The following is a 21,140-nucleotide window of genomic DNA, read 5'->3' as shown; positions in this document are numbered from 1 at the left end:
GGCGGGGACGTGGACGCAGCGGCACGATGTTGTCACCATGGGCGGCGGACCGCACCGTCCGTGGCTGCGTGGCGCCCGAGCAGCTCGGCTCGGCAGGGATGTGAGGAGGTCCGGCAGCGGCATGACCCGCCTCCCCTCCGTCCCGTCCCCAGCCGTCGCGCCCCCGACGCCATCGCCGGTCGTCCCCCGGCCGCGCCGGGGCGGCGACCCGACCCCGGCCGAGGCCGAGGTCTGGGCGCTCGTGGGCCGCGCGCAGGCCGGTGACGCGGACGGGTTCGGGCAGCTCTACGACCGGTACGCCGACGTCGTCCACCGCTACCTGTCCCGCCGGGTCGCCGACCAGGCCACGGCGGAGGACCTCACCAGCGAGACGTTCGCGCGCGCCCTCCGCCGGATCGACTCCCTCACGTTCCAGGGGCGGGACGTCGGAGCCTGGCTGATCAGCATCGCCCGCAACCTCGCGCTGGACCACGTGAAGAGCGGCCGGCACCGGCTGGAGGTCCTCACCGCCGACATGCGCGACGCGGACCGGGCGACCGACGGCCCCGAGGACGCCGTGCTGCAGCGGTTGGCGAACGTGGACCTGCTGGACGGCGTCCGACTGCTGTCCGCCGACCAGCGGCAGTGCGTGGTGCTGCGCTTCTTCCACGGGCTGTCGGTGGCCGAGACGGCCACGGCCATGGGCCGCAAGGACGGCGCGGTGAAGGCGCTGCAGCACCGGGCGGTGCGCCGACTGGCCGCACTGCTGCCCGACGGACCGGCCACGGGCGGGTGACCCGGCGATAGGGTCGCGATGACGGTCAGCGAGGTGGCGGCCGACGACGCCGGAGCGACACCGGGGAGGTGGTGCGGGATGGTCCGAGTGCCCTTCCGAGGCCGTGCGGCGCGCACCCCGGTCGAGCTGGAGGACGACGAGGCCCGCGCGCTCGTCGCCGGCGCCGCCTCGGCCGCCGCGGCGGAGACCGAGGCCACCGCCCCCGCGCCCGACCGCACGGCGGCGGCGTTCTTCGACGTCGACAACACGATGATGATGGGCGCCTCGCTCTTCTGGTTCGCCCGCGGTCTGGCCGCCCGCAAGTACTTCACCAGCCGCGACGTCGCCTCGTTCGTCTGGCAGCAGGCCAAGTTCCGGGTCGCCGGGAGCGAGAGCGCGACCGACATGCACACCGTCCGGGACAACGCCCTGGCGTTCGTCGCCGGCCGCGAGGTGCAGGAGATCGTCGACGCCAGCGAGGAGATCTACGACGAGCTGATGGCCGACCGCATCTGGTCGGGCACCCGCAACCTCGCCCAGCAGCACCTGGACGCCGGCCAGCGGGTCTGGCTGGTCACCGCCACCCCGGTCGAGCTCGCCTCGATCATCGCCCACCGCCTCGGCCTGACCGGCGCGCTGGGCACCGTCTCCGAGATCGTCGACGGCCGCTACACCGGCCGGCTGGTCGGCGAGATGATGCACGGGGAGTCCAAGGCACAGGCCGTACGGGCGATCGCCGAGCGGGAGGGCCTCGACCTGACCCGCTGCACCGCCTACAGCGACTCGACCAACGACCTGCCCATGCTCACCCTGGTCGGCACTGCGGTCGCGGTGAACCCGGACTCCGAGCTGCGCGCCGTCGCCCGCTCCCGCGGTTGGACCGTCAAGGACTACCGGACCGGCCGCAAGGCCGCCAAGATCGGCCTCCCCACCGTGGGCGCGGCCGCCCTCTCCGGCGGCGTCGTCGGCGGGCTCATCTCCCTGCGCCGCCGCAACCACTGGCCGTTCTGAGCAGCCGTCGTTCGGAGCGGCTCACCGGACGGCCGGTATCGCCCTCTCTGCAGCCCACTCCTCCACCTGCCGGCGGTGCTTGTCGGTCCACTGCCAGGGTCGGAGAGCACCGTCCGCAGTCAGCTGTGTGGCCTCCGGAAGCCCGAAGTGTTGGAACATCGCACTGGCGGCCTGCCACGTGATCGCAAGATGGTCCTGCACACCCCGGACAGCGCCGAGGTCGACCGGGATCCGGACGGCCGGGTCCCGCGTCAGCATCCGGGTCCGCCGTTGGCGTTTCACGATGCCGAAGGCGGCGCTCAACAACGGCAGCGGCGGGGTCAGCACTCCGTTGTCCGCCTCGGATTGAGCGAGTCCTGCCTGGAGGACGGCGCCGCCCCAGGCCCCGCTGCGGCTGACCGTCCAGGAGACGGCCGTCGCGGTGAGGGCGATCAGCGAGTCGACGAGCGTGTTCTCGCCGACACCGGAAGTCCGAGCCTGCACCGGTTCCAGCGCGAGGGCCACGAAGGCCGACCCGTCCGCGTAGAGAGCCAAGTAGACCTCTCGCGGATCCGTGTCCTCATCACCTTCCCGCCAAGCCGGTGACGTGAAGGTGACACATCCCGGGCCCGCGATGGGCCGGCAGCTACCGGTATAGAAGCTGGCGAACGGCGACTGGCCCGAGTTCGAGCCGAGCCACCGGTGAGACTCATCGATGAACGCGGCGTCCACGCGAACCGGAGCAGCGAACTCCGGCGAGACCGCGACGTACGTCCAGAGCCCCTGTCCCCGCCGCAATGCCTCCGTACCGGCCCCGACTGCTTTTGCGATCCGCAGGTCCGTCGCGGCCTCGTTGGTGACGCGTCCCTCGTAGCGGGCTGCGACCTCAGCCTCGTTCAGCCACCGTGTGGCAGCACCGTCGCGAGCCGGATAGCGCAGCGCAAGGCGCCTGCCCGGCTCGGCCACCACTGCGTGGGGAGCGCGCGGACTCGGGGGGACCACCACCACGGCGCAGTAGTGGAAGTCGGAGACCGGCACCGGGAAGGTGTCGATGGCGGGAAGTGGAGCCGCGTTGTTGGCCAGCGCCAACCGCAGGCGCTGATCCAGAGCGTGGAAGGCCTCCACCGAGCCGTCGACTGGGGTCAGCTCGGCGGCCTGCTCGTCCGCGTCCCGGATCCCAATGACGATCAGCCCGCCGCGCTGGTTCGCCAGGGCGCACACGTCCTTGGCGAACTCCTGCTCACGGGTCCACTCCGGTCTCGCACCGGTGGTCCTGGCGTAGGCCCCCGGCTGCTTGTAGTCCAGCTGCTCGCCCTCGGGTTCCGCGCCGGCGACCAGCCGCTCCAAGGCCGCCAGCGTTACGCCCTGCTGATCCAGCGGTCCACCCAGCCGGGCCTCGAGTTCGGGGCTCCGCCACGCGCTCACCTGCCGACCTCCGCGACGGTCGTCCCGCGCAGTCTCAACTGAACACGGACCGGCGCTGGAGGAGCAGCCGGTAGAGCGAGTGCTGGATGGTCTCGCGGACCTGGTCGGTCAGGTTGAACACGACCATCGGGTCGTCGGCGGCCGCGGGCCCGTAGGACGCCGTCTCGATCGGCTCGCCGAAGGCGATGAACCACTTCGACGGCAGCGGGACCGCACCCAACGGACCCAGCAGCGGGAAGGTCGGGGTGATCGGGAAGTAGGGCAGGCCGAGCAGCCGGGCGGCGGTGCGGGCGTTCCCGATCATCGGGTAGATCTCCTCGGCCCCCACGATCGCGCACGGCACGATCGGGGTGCCGGTGCGCAGTGCGGCGCTGACGAAGCCGCCGCGACCGAACCGCTGCAGGGTGTACCGCTCGTGGAACGGCTTGCCGACGCCCTTGAAGCCCTCGGGGAAGACCCCGACCAGCTCTCCCTCGGACAGCAGCCGCTCGGCGTCCTCGTTGCAGGCCAGGGTGACGCCCAGCTTGCGCGCCAGGGACCCGATGAAGGGGACCTGGAACACCAGGTCGGCGCCGAGCAGCCGGAGCCGGCGGGCCGCCGGGTGCTCGTCGTGCAGCGCCACCGTGGTCATCAGTGCGTCGACCGGCACGGTGCCCGAGTGGTTGGCCACCACCAGGGCGCCCCCGGCGTCGGGCACGTTCTCCAGCCCCTGGGTCTCCACCCGGAACCAGCGGTGGAACAACGGCCGGAGCCCCGGGAGCAGGAGGTGGTCGGTGAGGTCGGGGTCGAAGCCGAACTCGTCGGTGTCGTACTCGCCGATCAGCCGGCGGCGCAGGAACTCCAGGCCCCCGGCCAGCTGCTCGTCCCAACCCGGCGGGGCCGCCGGGGGCGGCGGGGACTGGTCGTCGTCGGGGCGCAGGGGGATCACCCGGGCCTCAGGCATCGCGCACCGCCCGCAGGCCCGGCACCGAGGGTGCGGCGCGGCGGCGTCCCCCGGTGACGCTACCGAGAACGCCCTGCACGGCGTGGACGCCACCGGCGACGGAGCCGAGCACGGTCCGCGCGGAGGCGGCAACGTCATCGACGAGCTCGGCACGGACGACCGGGGGCAGGCTGCGCCCGTAGTCGGCGAGGGCCTCTGCGGTGCTGTAGCGGGGCACGTAGCCGATCTCCTCGCGCAGCACCTGGGTGTCGATGACCCGGCCGAAGTTCAGGAAGCGCATCTGCTCGGGCGACCAGTCGACCATGCGGGCCCAGCGCGTCGTCCGGCCGAGGGAGCCCATCGCCGGCTCCGGCAGGGGCAGCGCGACGCGGCCGAGCCGACGGATCGCCTGGGAGAGCAGGAGCGTGCCGTCGGCACCGACGTTCGCGGTGCCGACGAAGTCGCCGGTGGCGGCGCGGGTGAGCACGGCCACGGCGTCGTCCTCGTGGAGGAGCTGCAGCCGGGCGTCGTGCCCGAGGGCGGTGGGGACGACGGGCATCCGGAGGAACCCGGACAGCAGCGAGTCGATCCGCGGGCCGATGAGGTTGGTGAACCGGAGCACGGCGACACCCACGTCGGGACGGCGGCGGGCGAAGGCGCGGACGTAGCCCTCGATGTCGAGGCTGTCCTTGGCGAAGCCGCCACCGGGCACCCGCCGGGCCTGCATGGTCTCGGTGAAGACCGCAGGATCCCGGGAGCTGGCGCCGTACACCGCGCTGGTGCTCTTCAGGACCAGTCGGCGGACCGCGGGAGACCGCTGGCAGGCGGCCAGCAGCTGCATGGTGCCGATGACGTTGAGCTCCTTCATCGACACCCGCCCGCCGGCACCGGCCGGTGTGGCGCTGATGTTCATGTGCACGACGGTGTCCACCGACGCCGACTCGATCACCTTCCCGATCAACGGGCTGCGGATGTCGGCGCGGACGAACTCGGTGCGACCGAGGCGACGCAGCACCTCGGGGGCCGGGGGGACGGTGTCCACCCCGATGACCCGGGTGATCGCCGGGTCAGCGGCGAGCTCGGCCGCCAGCGCGCCGCCCAGCCACCGGCTGACGCCGGTGACGAGGACGACCGCGGGCGGCACGAGCGTCAGCTCACTTCTTGTTGCGCCGCTGGACGCGGGTCTTCTTGAGCAGCTTGCGGTGCTTCTTCTTCGCCATCCGCTTGCGGCGCTTCTTGATGACAGAACCCATGTCCCGCTCCCGACGTCGTCTTCGCTCGGCGGCCGGGGGTGGTGACCGGGGTGGTCACGCGGATCCGTGGTCCGGGCGCCGGGCGAGGTGATCAGCTCGTGCGCGGCCCGCCCCAGGGGGGTGGCACCGCTCAGCACCCGAGACTACCCGGCGGGCGCCCCCGAGCGGGAACGCCCGCCCGGCGAGGTGCCGGAGAGCCGCCTCACGCGCTCCCACCGCGGACGTGCGAGCGGTGGGTGGCGCGAGGGTCAGGCCTTCGTCCCGGGTCCCGCCTGAGCGGGTGACGTGCTGGAACGACTTCGCTGCAGGGCCCCGCCACGAGGTGCGAGTGGCAGCCGGGTCCTTCGCTCAGGCGATGTCGGTGTAGGCGTCGCGCAGGTACTCGTGCACGGCGCGCTCGGGCACCCGGAAGGAGCGGCCGACGCGGACGGCGGCGAGCTCCCCGCCGTGGACGAGCCGGTAGACGGTCATCTTGGAGACGCGCATCAGGGCGGCGACCTCGGCGACGGTCAGGAACGAGACGGCGGCGCGGGGTGCCGGCACGGCGGCCGGGCGACCCAGCGGCATCGAGGCCGGGTGGGCGGCGGGGACCGGGCGGGCCATCGAGGCGGCCGAGATGGGGCGGCCCATCTGGCGGGGCATCGGGACACCCGGACGGACGGTCTGGACGGCGGCGCGCTGGGGCATGGTCACGTGGATCATCTCCGGTTCTCAGCTCCATGTGCGGCCACCGGCTTCCCCACCGGCGAACAGAACGCTCATGTGCTGGAACAGAGCGTAAGGGGACCGGAGTGACAGAAGCGATGGGTGAAACGAACAGGCGGACCGGTCCGTCCTGGGCACAAGTGGACAGAAACACCGCGTGACACACCCGTCACGGCGTGTTGTCCCCAAGTCGACAAGCTCCGCGGGGGCCGTTCTCCACAGATTTCTGTGGAAAACCACACGCGTGTGATTCAACCCGGCGTCAGCGGGTCAGGAGGTGCGGCCGAGCTCCACCGAACGCTGGTACGCCGCCTCGATCGCGGCGATCAGCGCAGCTCGCACGCCGTGCCGCTCCAGTTCCCGGACGGCGGCGATCGTCGTCCCACCGGGGCTCGTGACCGCCTCCCGCAGCTGGACCGGGTGCTCGCCGGAGTCGCGCAGCATGACCGCCGCGCCGTAGGCGGTCTGCACGATCAGGTCGGCGGCGACCGTACGGGGCAGACCGAGCAGGATCCCTGCGTCGATCATCGCCTCGACCAGGAAGAAGAAGTAGGCCGGGCCGCTGCCCGACAGCGCGGTCACGGCGTCCTGCTGGCTCTCCGGGACCCGACGCACCTGACCCACCGGCAGCAGCAGCGCCTCCGCCTCGTCCAGGTGCGCCTCGGTCGCGTGCGCCCCGGCCGAGAGCACGCTCATCCCGGCGTCGACCAGCGCCGGGGTGTTGGGCATGACCCGCACGACCGGGGTGCCGGCCGGAAGCGCCGCCTCGACCCGGCTGGTGGGCACCCCCGCCGCCACCGAGACCACCAGGTGCTCCGGGGTGACGTGCGGACCCAGCGCCGCCAGCAGCGCGTCGATGTCCTGCGGCTTCACGGCGAGCAGCAGGACCCGCGCCCGGGCGGCCGCCCCGGCGAGGTCGGTGGTGCCGACGCCGTACCGAGCCGTCAGCTCGGCCGCCCGGTCCGGGCTGCGCTCGACGACCAGGAACTCCCGCCCGTCCCCCGCCTGGCGGACCAGGCCGGCGAGCAGCGCCTCACCGATCTTGCCGCCGCCGATGACGGCCAGCCGTGCGTCGGGACCCGCGTGCCCTGCATCGATCATGTCCGCGACCGTAGTGCCCGGGCGTGTGCCCCCGGAGGAGCCGGGGTAGCGGTCCGCCATGTCCGGAGAACTGAACGGCAAGCGGGTGGCCGTGCTCGCCACCGACGGCGTCGAGCAGGCGGAGCTGGACCAGCCCTGGCAGGCACTGGTGGACGCCGGCGCCCGGCCGGAGCTCGTCGGGCTCGAGCCCGGCACCATCACCGCCTACCAGCACATCGACAAGGGCGACACCAAGGACGTCGACGTCGCGGTGTCCGACGCCGACCCCGGCAGCTACGACGCGCTCGTGCTGCCCGGCGGCGTGATCAACGGCGACTTCGTGCGCGCCGACCAGGGGGCCGTCCAGTTCGTGAAGGCCTTCTTCGACGCCGGCAAGCCGGTGGCCGCCATCTGCCACGCCCCGTGGGTGCTCGCCGAGGCCGACGTCGTCCGTGGCCGCCGGATGACCTCGTGGCCCTCGCTGCAGACCGACCTGCGCAACGCGGGCGCCGAGTGGGTCGACGAGGAGGTCGTCGTCGACGGCAACCTGACCACCAGCCGCAACCCCGACGACCTGCCGGCGTTCGGGCGCACCCTCGTCGAGCAGATCGCCGCCGCTGGCTGACCGGGGGGTCAGCTGCCGGCGAGCAGGCCCGCGGCCGGGGCGATCACCAGCACCGTCCCGGCCAGCAACAGCACCGCCAGCAACCGGACCGGCAGCGCACCCTGGCCCCGGCGCTGCCGGTACGCCGCCACCCCGGCGACCAGACCGGTCACCGTCACCGGGGCTGCGACCAGGGCGACGTAGGGCAGCAGCTCCCACAGCACGGTGAAGGCGAAGTAGACGCCGATGCCGGCGGCCAGCGCGACCACCATCTCGCCGGCGAACCGCGCCCAGGCCAGCACGCTCTCCCGGCCGGTCAGCGGCTCCTCGTCGACCTTGGCGGCCTTACCCCTGGCGGCCTCGGCCTGCGCCGCGGAGACGACCGGGATCGGGCCGGTGACCGGGTGGTCGGCACCGCGCCGGCCCGCGCCGGTGGCGCCCCGGGCCGTCGCCCCCGTGGAGCCCGTCGGCGCGGACCTGCGGTGCGCGGCGGTCGGGTTCGACGAGGTCGTCGGGGCCGCCGCCGGGATGGCGGCAGTGGAGGGCCCGGTACCGAACAGCGGTTCTGCACCGGGGCCGGCCGGGGCGGCATCGGACTTCCGCCGACCGGTGCGCACCGCGGGGGGCGCCTCGTCCGCGCGACCGGCCGCCGGCCGGGCCGACGCCGGGGAGGCCGGCGGCGTCTGCGGGCTCAGCAACCCGGCCGCCGGCCGCGCCTTCGGCTCGGGAGCCGGAGTCCAGACCGGGACCGACGGCGCGCGCTCCGGGGAGCGGGGCGGGGTGGCGGAGCGGCCGTTCGACGTGGCCGAGGGCGAGCGCACCGGCGACTCCGCCCGCGGTGACCCCGCACCCGTGTCCACCCGCGCCGAACGACCGGTGGACTCGACGTCGCCGTTGGGCTGGCGTCGACGGCCGGGGCGGGTGCCGAGCTCGCTCTCCAGACCGTGCTCGCGCAGGATCTCGGCGAGCGAGCGGACGCTGTACTCCCCTGACGGGTTGGGCTGCGTCATCACGCTCCTTCCAGCTGGTCCAGGCGCCGCAGGATGACGCCCTCACGCAGCGCCCACGGGCAGATCCGGACGAACGGTACGTCCACCGACCGCATCGCGGCCTGCGCCACGACGGCACCGGCCGGGACCTGGTGCGCCCGAGCTGCAGACACCCCCTGCAGCTCGGCCAGCGCCGTGCACTCGATCCGGGAGACGAAGCCGAGCACCTGGGCCAGCCCGGTGGCGGTCAGCTCGCGGGGGGCACGCAGCCCGGCGGCCGACGGGGCCGCGCCGGCCAGCCGGGCCAGCGTCCGGAAGGTCTTGGACGTGGCGGCCACCAGGTCCGGCGTGCCTGCGTCACGCAGCTTCCTGCCGACCGGGGCCAGCACGTCGGTGGCGTGGTCGGCGAGCTCGGCCAGCGCGGACAGGTCGGGCCGGCCCCCGGTCTCGGCGTCGGGCAGGTACCGGCGGGTCATCCGGCCGGCGCCCAGCGGCACCGACAGCGCGACGTCGGGGTCCTCGTCGACACCGGTGGCCAGCTCGAGCGAGCCGCCGCCGATGTCGAGCACCAGGAGCCGCCCGGCGCTCCAGCCGAACCACCGCCGCACGGCGAGGAAGGTCAGCCGGGCCTCGTCCTCGCCGCTGAGCACCTGCAGGTCGACGCCGGTCTGCTCGCGGACCCGGCGGAGCACCGCAGCCCCGTTCTCCGCGTCCCGGATCGCCGAGGTGACGAAGGCCAGCAGCTCGTCACAGCGCTGCTGGGCCGCCTGCTGTTTCGCCCTCTGCACCGCGTGCAGCAGGCCCTTCTCCCCCGCCTTGGACAGCTTGCCGTCGGCGCCGACGTGCTCGGCCAGCCGGAGCACGGAGCGGTCGTCGTGCATCGGCGTGGGGTGGGCACCACGGTGCGCGTCCACCACCAGCAGGTGCACGGTGTTCGAGCCGACGTCCAGCACCCCGAGTCGCATGCCCGAGAGTCTGCCGGGTCGGGCGCCTAGGCTGCGCCGGTGGACCCGAGCACAGCCGCCGACAGCCCTCCCGAGGTCGGGCTGGACTTCCCCCGCGAGTGGATCGAGTTCCTGGACCCGGCCGATCCGGAGCACCTCGTGCGGGCGGACCTCACCTGGCTGACCAGCGCCTGGACCTGCGTCTTCGGGCGTGGCTGCGCCGGGGTGGTGGCCGGCCGCGCCGAGGACGGCTGCTGCAACCACGGCGCCTTCTTCACCGACACCGACGACCTCACCCGGGTCGAGGAGTCGGTCGGCGAGCTGACGCCCGCGGACTGGCAGCGGCATCCCGGCACGATCCCCGTCCGGGACGACTGGACCGAACCGGACACCCTGACCGAGCCGGCACCGGGCGAGGACGCCGAGCAGGCGCTGCGCACCCGGGTGGTGGACGGCGCCTGCGTCTTCCTCAACCGGCCGGGGCACCCCGCCGGGGCCGGGTGCGCGCTGCACGCCATGGCGCTGCGCCAGGGCCGGCACCCCCTGGAGACAAAGCCCGACGTCTGCTGGCAGCTGCCCGTGCGCCGGGAGCAGGAGTGGGTCGACCGCCCCGACGACAGCCGGGTGCTCGTCTCCACGATCGGCGAGTTCGACCGGCGTGGCTGGGGTCCCGGCGGGCACGACCTGCACTGGTGGTGCACGGGCTCGCCGACGGCGCACGTCGCCGCCGAGCCGCTGGTGGAGACCTACGGCCCCGAGCTCGTCGCGCTGCTCGGGCCGGCCGCGTACGCCGAGCTACGCCGGCTGACCGAGGCCCGCCTGGACGCCGGCCTCGTCGCTCCCCACCCCGCCAGCCCCCGGCCAGTGCCGGTGGAGCTGCACCGGCGCCGTCCCGACTGAGCCACCCGGGCGGGCGCCGGCCCGGAAGGTCTGCCGGTAGGCCCGCGGGGAGACCCCGCGCCGCCGGGTGAACTGCTCCCGCAGGCCGGCCGCGGTGCCGAAGCCGACCAGCCGGGCGATCTCCTCGACCGGGGCGTCACTGCCCTCCAGCAGCGCCTCGGCGGCGGCCAGTCGCTGACCGAGCAGCCAGGCGTGCGGCGTCGTCCCGGTGGTGGCCTTGAACCGGCGGGCGAAGCTGCGCGGGCTCATCAGCGCCCGGCGGGCGAGCAGTTCGACGCTGATCTCCTCCGACAGGTGCGCCCGGGCCCACTCCAGGACGACGCCCAGCAGGTCGTCCTCGCAGCGGGCGACCGGGGTGTCGATGTACTGCGCCTGCCCCCCGTCCCGGTGCGGGGGCACGACCATCTCCCGGGCGAGCGCGTTCGCCGCCGCGGGACCCCACTCCCGGCGCACCAGGTGCAGCAGGGTGTCGACGCCGGCGGCCGTGCCCGCACCGGTGATCAGCCGACCGCAGTCGACGTAGAGGACGGCGGGGTCCACCGTCACGGCGGGGAACCGCGCGGCCAGCTCGCCGGCGTAGCGCCAGTGCGTGGTGGCGCGGCAGCCGTCCAGCAGCCCGGCCGAGGCGACGACGAAGGCGCCGGTGCACTGGCTCACCACGATCGCGCCCCGGGCATGGGCATCGCGGATCCCGGCGATCAGCGCGGCCGAGGGCGCCCGGTCGAACGACTCCCAGGCGGTGATCAGCACGATGTCGGAGACCGCCAGCCGCTCCAGCCCGTGATCGACCAGCAGCCGCACGCCGGTGTCGGAGCGCACCTCACCGGGGACCTCGGCGACCAGCGCGAAGTCGAACAGCGGCAGGCCCATCGCGGTGCGGTCGTAGCCGAAGACCTCCGACGTCACCCCCAGCCCGAAGCTGCCGACGACGCCATCGGCGACGACGACGCTCACCACGACCGGAGCACCAGGAGCGGTCATGCCGACAGGATGGCAGAACAGACGCGGTCGTGGTCAGTCCTGCCACTCGTCCGGCTGTCCGCCGAGCGCGACGCTCTGCGCATGTTGCTGATCACCTGCCCCGTCACCCGGACCGACGAGCTGGTCGCCGACCGGCGGATCCGATCGGTCGCCAACCACCCGACGCACATCGCCGTCGCGATCGAGTGCCCCTCCTGCGGTGGCCGCCACGTCTTCCGGACCGGTCGGCGGTGGGAGGACCGCCGCACCGAGCTCGCCGCCCGGGCCACCACGCGGGCCGCCGTCCAGGCGACGACCGCCGCCGCCGCTCGAGCTGCACGGGTCCGACAGCCCGCGTAACTTCGAACACATGAGCGAGTCGAACAGCACCGGCCCGGACAGCCCGCAGAGCACCGAGAAGGACCCCAACGACTGGGTCACCGGCGACGAGCCGGCCACCGGCGCACAGAAGAGCTACCTGAACACCCTGGCCCGCGAGGCCAAGGAGGACGTCCCCGACGACATCAGCAAGGCCGACGCCTCCAAGAAGATCGACGAACTCCAGGACGAGACCGGCCGCGGCCAGTAACAGGCAGAGGTGGGTCGCGGCCACCCACGCTGTCGCCCTCTCGAACCGGGCGACGCCACCGGTGGTCGCCTGACACGGAGGGCCCGGAGGGTCCTCCTGCCAGGCGACGGGCCCCGCCGCAGGCGGTCAGGCCGGACGGCGGGCCCGCAGGGTCCACCTCCGGCCTGACAGGAACGGCTCAGCGCAGGCCGACCCCGCTCCTGGCCGCGGTGGGAGGCCGGAGGCCGACAGTCCTACTACGCCTCGAACTTGTACCCCAGCCCCCGGACGGTGACCAGGTAGCGCGGGTTGGCCGGGTCGGGCTCCAGCTTGGCGCGCAGCCGCTTGACGTGGACGTCGAGGGTCTTGGTGTCCCCTACGTAGTCGGCGCCCCAGACCCGGTCGATCAGCTGGCCGCGGGTGAGCACTCGGCCGGCGTTGCGCAGCAGCAGCTCCAGCAGGTCGAACTCCTTGAGCGGCAGCGACACCGTCTGACCGTCGACCGCGACGACGTGCCGGTCGACGTCCAGCCGTACCGGTCCGGCGACCAGGGCGCCCTCGGCCGTGGGCTCGGCCTCGGTGCCGCGGCGCAGCACCGCCCGCATCCGGGCGACGAGCTCACGGGCGGAGTACGGCTTGGTGACGTAGTCGTCGGCCCCCAGCTCGAGCCCGACGACCTTGTCGATCTCGGCGTCCTTGGCGGTGAGCATGATGATCGGCACGGAGCTCTTGGCGCGCAGCGACCGGCAGACCTCGGTGCCCGACAGCCCGGGCAGCATGAGGTCGAGCAGCACGATGTCGGCCCCGGCCCGGTCGAACTCGACGAGCGCGTCCGTCCCGGTGGAGGCCACGACGGTGTCGTAGCCCTCCCGCCGCAACATGTAGGACAGCGCGTCGGAGAAGGACTCCTCGTCCTCCACCACGAGCACTCGGGTCATGACCGTCCCTTCTGCAGGACCCCGGAGGGTCCTTCGTCGGCCCGTGAGGGGCCTTGATCGGTTGTCTGGCGGCTGCGCAGTGGTGGTACCGGTGGCCGTTCGGGCGCACCGTCGTCGTCCATCGCCGCGTCGGCGTCTGCCGCGAGCGGGATGCGCAGGGTGAAGGTCGAGCCGAGACCCTCCTCGCTCCAGACCGTCACCGAGCCACCGTGGTTGGTGGCCACGTGCTTGACGATCGCCAGCCCCAGCCCGGTGCCGCCGGTGGCGCTGGCGCGGGACTGGTCGACCCGGTAAAAGCGCTCGAACACCCGCGAGCGGTCCGAGCGGGGGATGCCGATGCCGGAGTCGGTCACCGCGACCTCGGCGAACCCGGACCGGGCGCGCGCGCCGACCGCGATCGTGGTGCCGCCGGGGCTGTAGGCGACCGCGTTGGCGAGCAGGTTGGTCAGTGCGGTGGCCAGCTGGGCCTCGACCCCGCGGACCACGAGGCCGGGTTGGGCGGCGACGGCCAGCTGGATGTCCTTCGCCGCGGCGGCGGCCCGGGTCCGGTCCACGGCCTCGGAGACGACCGTGCCCACCGCGACCGGCACCAGCTCGGGCAGCGGTTCGGCCCCCTGCAGGCGGGAGAGGTCGATCAGCTCGCGGACCAGCCGGGACAGCCGGTCGGCCTCGTGGCTCATCCGCGCGGCGAACCGCTGGACGGTCTCCGGGTCGTCGGCCGCATCCTGCACCGCTTCGGCCAGCAGCGCGAGCGCGCCGACCGGGGTCTTCAGCTCGTGCCCGACGTTGGCCACGAAGTCCTTGCGGACCGCCTCGACCCGCCGGGCCTCGGTGACGTCCTGCAGCACCAGTGCGACCGGCCCTGCGGAGGTGGCGGGTCCGGTCCCGAGCCGGATGCCGTGCACGGCCACCATCCGCGGCCCTGCCCCCACCAGGTCACTGGGCAGGGCGACGTCGGCTCGCTGGCTCCCGGTGACCTGCACCTCGCGGGCCACCTCGACCAGCCCGGGGACGAGCAGCCGGTTGCCGCGCAGGACGCCGAGCGCACGGGCGGAGGCGTTGGCCAGCAGCACCGCCTCGTCGGGGCCGAGCAGGACGACGGCGGGGTCCATCAGGTCGACCAGCCGCCGGCTCATCGCGGCGTCGGAGTCCGTCCGGCGCTCGGTGCGCTCGACCGCACCGGCCTGCTGGTCCGCCTGGGCCTGCCGCCGGGCGCGCGAGGACCGCACGACCAGTGCCGCCGACGCCGCCAGCAGCAGGCCGAGCACCAGGCCCACCAGCAGGGCGACGACCGGGTCCACAGGGCCGATGCTAGACAGGACCGGGGCGCGGACCAGCATCCTCGGTGGCGATCACCCGGTCGGGTCGGAGGAGTTCACCGTCGGGCCCCTGGCCGTTCACCTGGCGGCCTCCTCAGGCGCGGAAACGGGTCTCTACCCTCGATCACACACGTGTCGCGACCGACGAACCCGCCGACGGCGCACACGCGGGGGGACCGCGTCGTCCCGGGTCGCCGTCCCCCGGGTGCCGCCTGCGCGCGGCGACGGGACGAGGAGGAACCGTGTTGCGAGAGAGCTACCGCGAGGAACTGGACGACATCAACGCCTGTCTGGTGGAGATGTCCAACTCGGTCGGCTCGGCGATGAGCACGGCCACGACCGCCCTGCTGGACGCCGATGTCGCCCTCGCCGACCTGGTGATCGCCGGCGACGAGCGCATCGACGCCGTCCGGGAGAGCATCGAGGAACGCTGCTTCACCCTGCTGGCCCGCCAGCAGCCGGTCGCCACCGACCTGCGCACCATCACCACGGCCATGCGGATCGTCGGCGACCTGGAGCGGATGGGCGACCTCGCCGAGCACATCGCCAAGGTGGCCCGGATGCGCTTCCCGGAGCACGCGGTGCCGCAGGAGGTCCGGCCGGTCTTCCTGGAGGCCGGGCACATCGCGGAGAGCCTGGTGACCAAGGCCGGCACGGTGATCGCCAAGCGGGACGTCGAGGCGGCCGTCGAGCTCGAGGCCGAGGACGACCTGATGGACCAGCTGCACAAGCAGCTGTTCCGTGAGCTGCTCAGCCCGACCTGGGTGCACGGCATGGAGTCGGCCATCGACGTCACCCTGCTGGGCCGCTACTACGAGCGCTTCGCCGACCACGCGGTCAGCGTCGCCCGCCGGGTGGTCTTCCTGGTCACCGGCGAGAAGCCGGCCCTGGCGGTCACCGACCCCCGCTGAGCACCACCCAGCGAACGAGGAGGGGCCCGGGCGCGATGCGCCCGGGCCCCTCCTCGTCTGCTACTTCTTGCCCTGGTTCTTGACCGCCTCGATCGCGGCGGCGGCTGCGTCGGGGTCGAGGTACTGGCCGCCGGGCGTGACCGGCCGCAGGTCGGCGTCCAGGTCGTAGCGCAGCGGGACGCCGGTGGGGATGTTCAGTCCGACGACCTCGTCCTCACCCATGTCGTCCAGGTGCTTCACCAGGGCGCGCAGGCTGTTGCCGTGCGCGGCCACCAGGACGGTCTGGCCACTGCGCAGGTCCGGCACGATCGCGTCGTACCAGTACGGCAGCATCCGGACGACGACGTCGGCCAGGCACTCGGTGGCCGGGCGGGCCTCCGAGGGGAGGAACCGGTAGCGGGGGTCGCCGTCCTGGCTGTACTCGCTGCCGGCCTCGATCGGCGGCGGCGGGGTGGCGTAGCTGCGCCGCCAGGTCATGAACTGCTCCTCGCCGTACTCGGCGAGCGTGGCGGCCTTGTCCTTGCCCTGCAGCGCCCCGTAGTGCCGCTCGTTGAGCCGCCAGGAGCGGCGGACCGGGATCCACTGACGGTCCGCGGCGGCCAGCGCCAGCTCCGCGGTGGTGATGGCCCGCTTGAGCAGCGAGGTGTGCAGGACGTCGGGCAGCAGTCCCTGCTCGGCGAGCAGGTGCCCACCGCGGGCGGCCTCGGCACGCCCCTTCTCCGACAGCTCGACGTCCACCCAGCCGGTGAACAGGTTGGCCTTGTTCCACTCGCTCTCGCCGTGGCGGAGCAGGATGAGGGTCCCGGTGCTCGTCGTGTCGCTCACGCGGCCATCCTGCCCGACCGCCCCCGCCGGGGTGCACGGCAGGCGGCCCCGACCGGCCGTCAGGCCATCGCACTCCCGGCCATCGCACTCCCGGTCATCGCGCCGGCCAGCTCCGGGGAGCGCACCCCGCGGACGGCGGCGGCCACCAGCTCCCCGGCCCGGCGCAGCTGCTCCTCGGTGTGCGTGGCCATGACCGCCAGCCGCAGCACGCCCTGTCCGCGCGGGACGGCCGGGTAGCTGACCGCGTTGGTGTAGACCCCGGCCTCGTGGGCGGCGGCCCATGCGCTGCGGGTGGCCTCGTCCTCGCCGGTGCGGACCGCGATGACGGCACCCTTGCCGGGCAGGGGCGGTGCACCGCACTCGGTGAGCACCCGGCGCAGCAGGTCCCCGTTGTCCCGCAGGCGCTGCATCCGCTCCGGCTCCCGGCGCAGCACCCGGAGCGCGGCGAGCGCGGCGGCGACCGCTGTCGGGGCGTTCGCGGCGCTGAAGATGTAGGGCATCGCCGAGGCGCGGATGCCGTCGGCGACCGCGCGCGAGGTGAGCACCGCCCCGCCGACGCTGGCCAGCGACTTGCTGAACGCCACGGTGACCGCGTCGACCCGGTCCAGGACCCCGGCCGCCTCGGCGGCGCCCCGGCCGTTGGCCCCCAGCACCCCGAGCCCGTGCGCCTCGTCGACCACCAGGCGGGCGGCGAACCGCCCGCAGAGGCCGGCGATCGCCGCCAGCGGCGCCGACTCCCCGCTCATCGAGTAGACGCCGTCGACGACCACGACCGCCCCGGCCTCGGGGTCCAGGCGCCCCAGCCGCCGCTCGAGCGAGGCCACCGAGTTGTGGGTGAAGCGGAGCACGGTGCCCCGGCTGGCGGCCGCCGCGGCGTGCAGGCTGGCGTGGGCGTGGGCGTCGACGAGCAGCACGTCGCCGGGCCCGCCGATGGTGGAGAGGATGGCGGCGTTGGCGTTGACCCCGGCGGAGGTCAGCACCGCGTCCTCGGTGCCGTGGTGCTCGGCGAGCTCCCGCTCCAGGGTCAGGTGCAGGCGGGTCGTGCCGTTGAGGATGCGGCTGCCGGCCGCACTGGTGCCGTACTGCCGCAGGGCGGCGACCGCGGCCTCGACCACCTGGGGATCGCCGGCCAGGCCGAGGTAGTTGTTCGTGCCCAGGTTGATCCGGGTGCGGCCGTCGTCGAACACCGTGAGCGGCTGCGGCGCCCCGGCGGTGGGCACCGAGTGCGTGGCCATCCCCTCCCGCACGTGCCGCCGCATCATCTCCGCGCGAGTGCTCTCCAGCAGCGGGGCGAAGGGGTCGCGGCGGGTGGGGACGGACCGGGCAGCGTCGAACACGGGCAGCTCCTCGCAATCGGCGCGGGGATCGCAGCCGTTCACCCCTGACCTTGGCGGCCAACACGCTCCGTGGTCAACGGATACCGCTCAGTCCGGTCGAGGGTCACCCGAGCAGGCGTGGGACGGGTCACTCCTCGACGGAGCGTGCCCGGCCGGGCGGCCGGGAGGGCCCCGCCGGGGTGACACCCGGTCGCGCGAGGGACGGACGGCTCAGCTGGTGCGGCGCCGGCCGGGGAGCCAGACCAGGACGACGATCGCGGCGATCACCGCGGCGCCCGCGGTGCCGACGGCGGTCAGGTGCATCGCACCGACGAACGCCTCCCGGGCCGGGTCGACGACGGCCGCAGCAGCTGCTGCGGTCTCCCCGCCGGCTGCCTCGGCGTCCGCCACGGCGGACAACGTCGCCACGATCGACTGACCGGCCTGGTCCCGCGCCCCGGCGGGCAGCGCCAGGACGTCGTCCCCGAGCCGGTTGGCGTAGGAGGTGGCCAGCACCGAGCCGAGGATCGCCACGCCGAGCGCACCGCCGACCTGGCGCACCGCGTTGTTCACGGCCGCCCCGGCACCGGCCTTCTCCCGCGGGACGACGGACATGATCGACTCGGTCGCCGGGGCCATCACCGCGCCCATGCCGATGCCCTGCAGCGCGAGGTCGGCGAGCACCAGCCAGACCGGTGCATCGGCGTCCAGCAGTTGGATGCCGGCGAAGGAGAGCGCGATCAGGGTGAAGCCGGTGGCGCAGACCGCCTTGGCCCCGAATCGTTCGGCCAGCCGCGAGGTGCGCGGCGCGGTCAGCGCTATGCCCAGGGCGACCGGCACGAGCGAGGCCCCGCTCTCCAGCGGGGAGTAGCCGCGCACGCCCTGCAGGTAGTAGACGAGGTAGAACGTGGCCCCCTGCAGGGCGAAGAAGTTGAGCGCCAGCGCCCCCGCCGCCGCGGAGAAGGCCGGGTTGCGGAACAGCGACACGTCCAGCGCCGGGTACGCGGTGCGCCGCTGCCACCAGATGAACACGACCAGCAGGACGACGCCGGCGGCCAGCGGCCCCCAGGTCTGCAGCTCGCCCCAGCCCTCGCTGCCGCCGCGGATGATCCCGTAGACCACCCCGACCAGCGCGGCGATGGACAGCAGCACGCCGGGGACGTCGAGCCGACCCGGGTCTGGGTCCTTGGACTCGGGGACGACGGTCAGCACGCCGACCGCGCCGACCGCCGCGACCGGGACACCGAGCAGGAAGACCGCGCCCCACCAGAAGTGCTCCAGCACCAGGCCACCGGCCAGCGGCCCACCGGCGACGGCGAGCCCGGAGGCACCGGCCCACAGGCCGATCGCCCGGCCCCGCTCGCCGGAGGGGAAGACGTTGGTGATCACGGCGAGGGTGGCCGGCTGGATCGCCGCGCCCCCGACGCCCATCAGCGCCCGCCAGCCGATCAGCTGGAGCGCCGAGTCGCTGAAGGCGGCCAGCACCGACCCGAACGCGAAGATCGTCAGCCCGGCCAGCAGCACCTTGCGCCGGCCGATCCGGTCGCCGATGACGCCCCAGCTGAACAGCAGCCCGGCGAACACCAGGATGTAGGAGTCGATCGCCCACTGCAGCTCACCCTGGGTGGCGTCGAGCTCCCGCTGCAGGGTGGGCAGCGCGACGTTCAGGATCGTGTTGCCCATGATCACCATGAGCAGGCAGACGATCATCGTGCCGAGCACCCACCAGCGGCGCTCGTAGCCCGGCGGCAGCTGGTCGGTCGCCGGTGCCGGGCGTTCGGTGGTGCTCACCCCTGCGGGTCCCGGGGCCGCCGGGCCGGGTCGGCGAAGGCGGCGAAGGCCTCCAGGTTGCGCAGCGACTCCCCGCGCTTGACCCGCCAGTCCCACTCGCGGCGGATCGAGGTGCCGAAGCCGATCTCCAGCAGGGTGTTGAAGTGGTCGTCGGCGTAGGTGAGCACCGAGCCGAGCAGCCGGTCGATCTCCTCGGGGGTGATCACCGCGTGCGGGAGGCGGCCGGTCAGGTAGACGTCACCGACGCTGTCGATCGAATAGCTGATGCCGTAGCTGCGCGCGTTGTGCTGCAGCAGCCAGGCCCACAGCTGCTCCCGGTTCTCGTCGGGCTGCCGGCAGACGAACGCCTCGATGGTGAGCGCGTGTGCGCCGATGGTCAGCCCGACGACCGTCTTGAGCTTCTTCGTGCCGGGCAGGGTGACCACGAAGCGACCCGACCCCGGGTGTTCGTACTCCAGCCCGGCCGCGCGCAGCGTCTCCTCGACGACCGCGTCGAGTTCGGGGATGCTGCGCTCGCTCATCGCCGGGCCCGGCCCCCGAGGCTGTTCCCACCGGTCAGCACCCGCACGGCCTCGGCGGCCCGGTGTGCCCGGCGCACCCGGCGCCGGCCCATCTCGGTCATCGCCGCGGCGTAGGCGTCGACCAGCGAGTCCGTGGTGCGGTCCCAGCTGAACGCGGCGGCGTGCCGACGGGCGCCGGCGGCGAGCAGCTCACGGCGGGCCAGCACCCGGCGGATGGCCGCGGCGTAGGCCTCCGGGTCACGGCCGGCGACCAGCAGCCCGGAGACGCCGTCGTCGACGGCGGTGGGCAACCCGCCGACCGCCGCGGCGACCACCGGGGTGCCGCACGCCTGGGCCTCCAGCGCGACGAGACCGAAGGACTCGTTGTGGCTGGGGACGACGGCGACGTCGGCGGCCCGGTAGTGGTCGGCGAGCTGCGCGGGTGCCTGCGGCGGCAGGAAGCGGACCACGTCGGAGACGCCCAGGGTGACCGCGAGCTCCTGCAGCCGCTGCGGCTCGGCCAGCCCCGACCCGCTGGGCGCACCGACGACCAGCACCTCGAGCCGGTCGCGCAGGGCCGGGTCGGCGGCCAGCATCCGGGCCGCGGCGTGCAGCAGCATCTCCGGGGCCTTGAGCGGCTGGATCCGGCCGACGAACAGCAGGACGACGGCGTCCGGGGCCACCCCGATCCGGGCCCGGGCGCCGCGGCGGTCACCGGGCCGGAAGCACTCCAGGTCGACGCCGGGCGGGACGACCAGCGTGCGGCGGGGGTCGGCGTCGTAGAAGTCGACCAGCTGCCGGGCCTCCTCGGCGGTGTTGGCCACCAGCCGGTCGGCCTCCGCGACGACCTGCTCCTCACCGATCACCCGGGTGCGCGGCTCGGGCTCGTCGCCCTCCGCCAGCGCGGCGTTCTTCACCTTCGCCAGGGTGTGCGCCGAGTGCACCAGCGGCACACCCCAGCGGTCGCGGGCCAGCCAGCCGACCTGGCCGGACAGCCAGTAGTGGGAGTGGACGACGTCGAAGTGCCCCGGCTCGTGCTGGGCCTCCTCGCGCAGCACCGCGGCGGTGAAGGCGCACATCTGGGCGGGCAGCTCCTGCTTGCCCAGACCCTCGAAGGGACCGGCGTTCACGTGCCGCACGGTGACGCCCGGGCTCATCTCGACCACCGGCGGCTGCTCGCTGGAGGTGGCCCGGGTGAACACGTCGACGGCGATCCCACGGTCGGCCAGCCGGCGGGAGACCTCGACCACGTACACGTTCATGCCCCCGGCGTCACCGGCGCCCGGCTGCTCCAGCGGGCTGGTGTGCACCGACAGGGTCGCGACCCGACGCGGCAGCACCGGCGCGGCAGGCTCCGGCGCGGCGCCGGCCCGCCACGGCGTGGGCTGGCGTGGGGAGCGGCGAGCGGGCACGGAGCTCCTCCCGCTCGGGCACCTGGGGCCACTG

At 74.0% G+C, this 21,140-nt stretch carries 23 protein-coding genes; 7 read left to right on the top strand and 16 right to left on the bottom strand.

Annotated elements, in window-relative coordinates:
* Positions 1–121 precede the first annotated feature (121 nt).
* Entirely contained in the window at positions 122–775 is a 654-nt protein-coding gene (locus tag O2V63_RS16460; RefSeq protein ID WP_269168629.1) for a sigma-70 family RNA polymerase sigma factor, read from the top strand.
* Positions 776–853: 78 nt separating this feature from the next.
* Entirely contained in the window at positions 854–1,765 is a 912-nt protein-coding gene (locus tag O2V63_RS16455; protein WP_269168628.1) for an HAD family hydrolase, read from the top strand.
* Between the two features lie 21 nt (positions 1,766–1,786).
* Here O2V63_RS16455 and O2V63_RS16450 read toward each other — a convergent pair whose 3' ends face one another.
* The 6 genes from O2V63_RS16450 to proC form a co-directional block, all read right to left on the bottom strand.
* On the bottom strand, positions 1,787–3,169 hold the full coding sequence (locus O2V63_RS16450; protein ID WP_269168627.1) for an AlbA family DNA-binding domain-containing protein: 1,383 nt from the start codon (positions 3,167–3,169) through the stop codon (positions 1,787–1,789).
* A 34-nt stretch (positions 3,170–3,203) separates the two neighbouring features.
* Positions 3,204–4,112, bottom strand: a complete 909-nt coding sequence (locus O2V63_RS16445) for a lysophospholipid acyltransferase family protein (RefSeq protein ID WP_269168626.1) — start codon at positions 4,110–4,112, stop codon at positions 3,204–3,206.
* The gene (locus O2V63_RS16440; RefSeq protein ID WP_269168625.1) at positions 4,105–5,235 is read right to left on the bottom strand and encodes an NAD-dependent epimerase/dehydratase family protein; all 1,131 of its coding nucleotides are present in this window, start codon (positions 5,233–5,235) and stop codon (positions 4,105–4,107) included. Before O2V63_RS16440 ends, O2V63_RS16445 begins: the two co-directional genes overlap by 8 nt.
* Positions 5,236–5,245: 10 nt before the next feature.
* The gene (locus O2V63_RS16435) at positions 5,246–5,344 is read right to left on the bottom strand and encodes a 30S ribosomal protein bS22 (RefSeq protein WP_012854759.1); all 99 of its coding nucleotides are present in this window, start codon (positions 5,342–5,344) and stop codon (positions 5,246–5,248) included.
* Between the two features lie 348 nt (positions 5,345–5,692).
* A complete protein-coding gene (locus O2V63_RS16430; protein WP_231557951.1) occupies positions 5,693–6,046 on the bottom strand; it encodes a helix-turn-helix domain-containing protein in 354 nt (117 codons plus the stop codon).
* A 273-nt stretch (positions 6,047–6,319) separates the two neighbouring features.
* Positions 6,320–7,150 carry a pyrroline-5-carboxylate reductase gene (gene proC / locus O2V63_RS16425; RefSeq protein WP_269168624.1) on the bottom strand — a complete coding sequence of 277 codons (831 nt, stop codon included), beginning with the start codon at positions 7,148–7,150 and terminating at the stop codon, positions 6,320–6,322.
* A gap of 58 nt (positions 7,151–7,208) precedes the next feature.
* On the opposite strand from proC, the gene O2V63_RS16420 reads away from it, so the two are divergent.
* Positions 7,209–7,754: a type 1 glutamine amidotransferase domain-containing protein gene (locus tag O2V63_RS16420; RefSeq protein ID WP_269168623.1), complete on the top strand. Its 546-nt coding sequence runs from the start codon at positions 7,209–7,211 to the stop codon at positions 7,752–7,754.
* 8 nt (positions 7,755–7,762) lie between these two features.
* On the opposite strand, the gene O2V63_RS16415 is transcribed toward O2V63_RS16420, so the two are convergent.
* Both O2V63_RS16415 and O2V63_RS16410 read right to left on the bottom strand, forming a co-directional pair.
* Positions 7,763–8,743: a hypothetical protein gene (locus O2V63_RS16415; protein WP_269168622.1), complete on the bottom strand. Its 981-nt coding sequence runs from the start codon at positions 8,741–8,743 to the stop codon at positions 7,763–7,765.
* Positions 8,743–9,687 (bottom strand): Ppx/GppA phosphatase family protein, encoded by a 945-nt coding sequence (locus O2V63_RS16410; RefSeq protein ID WP_269168621.1) that lies wholly within the window; start codon positions 9,685–9,687, stop codon positions 8,743–8,745. Before O2V63_RS16410 ends, O2V63_RS16415 begins: the two co-directional genes overlap by 1 nt.
* A gap of 39 nt (positions 9,688–9,726) precedes the next feature.
* Here O2V63_RS16410 and O2V63_RS16405 point away from each other — a divergent pair, with 39 nt between their 5' ends.
* Positions 9,727–10,566, top strand: a complete 840-nt coding sequence (locus O2V63_RS16405) for a hypothetical protein (protein ID WP_269168620.1) — start codon at positions 9,727–9,729, stop codon at positions 10,564–10,566.
* Here O2V63_RS16405 and O2V63_RS16400 read toward each other — a convergent pair.
* Positions 10,462–11,547, bottom strand: coding sequence for a helix-turn-helix domain-containing protein (locus tag O2V63_RS16400; protein WP_269168619.1), 1,086 nt, complete (start codon positions 11,545–11,547; stop codon positions 10,462–10,464). The two genes, O2V63_RS16405 and O2V63_RS16400, sit on opposite strands and share 105 nt — an antisense overlap.
* A gap of 81 nt (positions 11,548–11,628) precedes the next feature.
* Between O2V63_RS16400 and O2V63_RS16395 the strand changes: the two genes are divergently transcribed.
* Positions 11,629–11,886 carry a hypothetical protein gene (locus tag O2V63_RS16395; RefSeq protein ID WP_269168618.1) on the top strand — a complete coding sequence of 86 codons (258 nt, stop codon included), beginning with the start codon at positions 11,629–11,631 and terminating at the stop codon, positions 11,884–11,886.
* A 10-nt stretch (positions 11,887–11,896) separates the two neighbouring features.
* Positions 11,897–12,115, top strand: a complete 219-nt coding sequence (locus O2V63_RS16390) for a DUF3072 domain-containing protein (protein WP_269168617.1) — start codon at positions 11,897–11,899, stop codon at positions 12,113–12,115.
* A 236-nt stretch (positions 12,116–12,351) separates the two neighbouring features.
* Here the strand turns inward: O2V63_RS16390 and O2V63_RS16385 are convergent, their stop codons facing one another.
* Entirely contained in the window at positions 12,352–13,032 is a 681-nt protein-coding gene (locus tag O2V63_RS16385; protein WP_036333121.1) for a response regulator transcription factor, read from the bottom strand.
* Positions 13,029–14,333, bottom strand: coding sequence for a sensor histidine kinase (locus tag O2V63_RS16380; RefSeq protein WP_269168616.1), 1,305 nt, complete (start codon positions 14,331–14,333; stop codon positions 13,029–13,031). The genes O2V63_RS16385 and O2V63_RS16380 overlap by 4 nt, the downstream gene beginning before the upstream one ends.
* Before the next feature lie 260 nt (positions 14,334–14,593).
* Here O2V63_RS16380 and phoU point away from each other — a divergent pair, with 260 nt between their 5' ends.
* A complete protein-coding gene (gene phoU, locus O2V63_RS16375; RefSeq protein ID WP_269168615.1) occupies positions 14,594–15,262 on the top strand; it encodes a phosphate signaling complex protein PhoU in 669 nt (222 codons plus the stop codon).
* A gap of 60 nt (positions 15,263–15,322) precedes the next feature.
* Here the strand turns inward: phoU and O2V63_RS16370 are convergent, their stop codons facing one another.
* From O2V63_RS16370 to mshA, 5 genes are all read right to left on the bottom strand, one after another.
* The gene (locus O2V63_RS16370; protein WP_269162857.1) at positions 15,323–16,087 is read right to left on the bottom strand and encodes a phosphoglyceromutase; all 765 of its coding nucleotides are present in this window, start codon (positions 16,085–16,087) and stop codon (positions 15,323–15,325) included.
* Positions 16,088–16,146: 59 nt separating this feature from the next.
* Positions 16,147–17,424: an aminotransferase class I/II-fold pyridoxal phosphate-dependent enzyme gene (locus O2V63_RS16365; RefSeq protein WP_269168614.1), complete on the bottom strand. Its 1,278-nt coding sequence runs from the start codon at positions 17,422–17,424 to the stop codon at positions 16,147–16,149.
* 210 nt (positions 17,425–17,634) lie between these two features.
* Positions 17,635–19,194: an MFS transporter gene (locus O2V63_RS16360; RefSeq protein WP_269168613.1), complete on the bottom strand. Its 1,560-nt coding sequence runs from the start codon at positions 19,192–19,194 to the stop codon at positions 17,635–17,637.
* Positions 19,191–19,715, bottom strand: coding sequence for a YbjN domain-containing protein (locus tag O2V63_RS16355; protein ID WP_269168612.1), 525 nt, complete (start codon positions 19,713–19,715; stop codon positions 19,191–19,193). The genes O2V63_RS16360 and O2V63_RS16355 overlap by 4 nt, the downstream gene beginning before the upstream one ends.
* Positions 19,712–21,106 (bottom strand): D-inositol-3-phosphate glycosyltransferase, encoded by a 1,395-nt coding sequence (gene mshA, locus O2V63_RS16350; RefSeq protein WP_269168611.1) that lies wholly within the window; start codon positions 21,104–21,106, stop codon positions 19,712–19,714. Before mshA ends, O2V63_RS16355 begins: the two co-directional genes overlap by 4 nt.
* Between the last annotated feature and the right edge of the window lie 34 nt (positions 21,107–21,140).

Origin of the sequence: Modestobacter sp. VKM Ac-2977 (genome assembly GCF_026968045.1) — a bacterium.
Lineage (GTDB): Bacteria > Actinomycetota > Actinomycetes > Mycobacteriales > Geodermatophilaceae > Modestobacter.
This window is presented reverse-complemented; position numbering and strand designations above follow the sequence as displayed.

Excerpts from the sequence above, each read along its gene's own strand:
- O2V63_RS16460 (WP_269168629.1), top strand. The coding sequence starts at position 122 with ATGACCCGCCTCCCCTCCGTCCCGTCCCCAGCCGTCGCGCCCCCGACG.
- O2V63_RS16455 (WP_269168628.1), top strand. The coding sequence starts at position 854 with ATGGTCCGAGTGCCCTTCCGAGGCCGTGCGGCGCGCACCCCGGTCGAG.
- O2V63_RS16445 (WP_269168626.1), bottom strand. The coding sequence starts at position 4,112 with ATGCCTGAGGCCCGGGTGATCCCCCTGCGCCCCGACGACGACCAGTCC.
- O2V63_RS16435 (WP_012854759.1), bottom strand. The coding sequence starts at position 5,344 with ATGGGTTCTGTCATCAAGAAGCGCCGCAAGCGGATGGCGAAGAAGAAG.
- O2V63_RS16430 (WP_231557951.1), bottom strand. The coding sequence starts at position 6,046 with ATGATCCACGTGACCATGCCCCAGCGCGCCGCCGTCCAGACCGTCCGT.
- proC (WP_269168624.1), bottom strand. The coding sequence starts at position 7,150 with ATGATCGATGCAGGGCACGCGGGTCCCGACGCACGGCTGGCCGTCATC.
- O2V63_RS16420 (WP_269168623.1), top strand. The coding sequence starts at position 7,209 with ATGTCCGGAGAACTGAACGGCAAGCGGGTGGCCGTGCTCGCCACCGAC.
- O2V63_RS16415 (WP_269168622.1), bottom strand. The coding sequence starts at position 8,743 with ATGACGCAGCCCAACCCGTCAGGGGAGTACAGCGTCCGCTCGCTCGCC.
- O2V63_RS16410 (WP_269168621.1), bottom strand. The coding sequence starts at position 9,687 with ATGCGACTCGGGGTGCTGGACGTCGGCTCGAACACCGTGCACCTGCTG.
- O2V63_RS16400 (WP_269168619.1), bottom strand. The coding sequence starts at position 11,547 with ATGACCGCTCCTGGTGCTCCGGTCGTGGTGAGCGTCGTCGTCGCCGAT.
- O2V63_RS16395 (WP_269168618.1), top strand. The coding sequence starts at position 11,629 with ATGTTGCTGATCACCTGCCCCGTCACCCGGACCGACGAGCTGGTCGCC.
- O2V63_RS16390 (WP_269168617.1), top strand. The coding sequence starts at position 11,897 with ATGAGCGAGTCGAACAGCACCGGCCCGGACAGCCCGCAGAGCACCGAG.
- O2V63_RS16385 (WP_036333121.1), bottom strand. The coding sequence starts at position 13,032 with ATGACCCGAGTGCTCGTGGTGGAGGACGAGGAGTCCTTCTCCGACGCG.
- O2V63_RS16355 (WP_269168612.1), bottom strand. The coding sequence starts at position 19,715 with ATGAGCGAGCGCAGCATCCCCGAACTCGACGCGGTCGTCGAGGAGACG.